This window comes from Wolbachia endosymbiont of Wuchereria bancrofti (assembly GCF_002204235.2).
Lineage (GTDB): Bacteria > Pseudomonadota > Alphaproteobacteria > Rickettsiales > Anaplasmataceae > Wolbachia.
Genome location: NZ_NJBR02000010.1, coordinates 1 through 1,888, shown reverse-complemented (window position 1 = coordinate 1,888; position 1,888 = coordinate 1). Strand labels below are relative to the sequence as shown.

Annotated in this window: 1 protein-coding gene; it reads right to left on the bottom strand. The window is 34.3% G+C overall.

Annotated elements, in window-relative coordinates; genetic code table 11:
- Positions 1-138 precede the first annotated feature (138 nt).
- Positions 139-1,410, bottom strand: a complete 1,272-nt coding sequence (locus tag CCY16_RS00835) for an MFS transporter (RefSeq protein ID WP_088414221.1) — start codon at positions 1,408-1,410, stop codon at positions 139-141.
- Positions 1,411-1,888: the final 478 nt, after the last annotated feature.

Below are 1,888 nucleotides of genomic sequence, written 5' to 3'. Positions count from 1 at the left end.
AAGGAACTTAGAAAAAGCCATAAGAAATTAACTTGAAAGGTATTAATAGTAATACACTATTTTTTGCAAATATTCAACTATATTTTTTAACTTACAATTTTAAGCTTAACTTAACATGTGTGGCTTATACCGGAATTTTTACCAATCAAAATTTTTATCTTGTGATTTTATTTGCAGTATTGCTATCAAACTGATCAATAAGCAGAAGATTATATAAAGCCCAGCGACAAAATTTATTTGAGGGAACGTTATAGTAAGCCAAGTGCATACCATAGGGGTAAATCCACCATGCAAGGCAAAAGAAATATTGCGTGATAAACTCACTCCACTAAATCTAACATTGGGGGGGAAAAGTTCAGATGCAACTATTCCTATAGGATTGATACCCCTTTCTATTATAGAGAGAGCCATTACACTCAACATAATTATAAGGTAACTTTTATAGTAATATGCAATAGATAACATAGGACAACACAGTATTATCGTAATTATTATAAATAAGATTGCAATGCGCTCTTTCCCTACTCTATCAGCTAACATTCCGAGCGCTATTGAAGATACCGGTATTAATATACTGGTTATAATCAACACAATTTCATTGACATATGTTGTTACATACATCTCAACTTGCACTATTTCTTTTGCAATTGTTCGAAGAAATATGCTAAATCCAACAGCGACATTAACAGGTACAGATATTAAAACGGCAAGTATCAGAGCTCTCCTATAGCGCTTTACAAGCTCTATTATTGGTAAATTAGGCAAATTTCTTTGTTCTCGATTTTTTTCATATGCCGGAGTTTCTCCTAATGTGTATATACTATATGCACTCATTAATCCCCAAATGGCTGAAAAAGTAAACGGCATTCTCCAACCCCATGCGTTAAAATCAGTGATTTTTTTGCATATAATCACTATCATTACAAAAAGCAGGACACCAATGGAGCGACCAAAACTTATTATCCCAAAAAACATTCCTAGTTTTTTCTTATTGGGTAAATGCTCTATGAGATAAACAGAACTGCCTCCTTGTTCGGCGCCGAGCGCAATTCCTTGTGTTACATGGATTGCAAAAAGCAATATAGTAGAGGTTATACCTACTCGACTATAGCCTGGAATAAACGCAACGAGACTAGACGGAATTGATATTAGCAAGATAGCAATTGTTAATGCCATCTTCCTTCCATACCTATCACCAATGTGACCAAATACAGATGCGCCAATTGGCCTTACCATAGCACCCAGCCCTGCAATTCCAAACAATTGCAGTATGTTGTAGTAGACGTCTTTTGCAGAACAAAACTCTCTACTGATTATGTTAACCAGATCAATAAAGAGCATGTGATCATACCATATTGCGATTCTACAGAGAATTGTTGATATCAACACCCTTGTTTGCTGATTGCACACTGAATTTAATTTGTAAATGTTTGCTTATTTCATTGTGACTGTTTTTTAGTATTTAGTAAAGCTACAACCTGAGCGTATGGATTTGACTTTTTTATTATGGTATATGGTAATCAAGATATTATTAAGTTTAGTGGTGAAACTACTATCGATATAGCTTATTTAACAGCAGTTATATCAGTAGCTATAATGAAAATAGCGGTAGCCAGTGCTTTTAGCTATAAGTACGTATAGGTATTCCCTTTATGCTGTTTAAAGGAGTTAAAGAACTCTTAGATTCAAGATGATTGTGTTACAGATAAAGCACTAGAACCCAACTCTAAAGTGGAAGAAGCAAAAGGAGAAAAAAAACTGATAGAGATAGGCTGGAAGCAACAGTTTTATACAGTTGACATTTCAAGTAACGTTTTTTTTCGAAGAAATTTATTGTCATTCCAGTACTCCTTCCTTGTCGTTCAAGTGCCTCCTTCTTATGTCATTC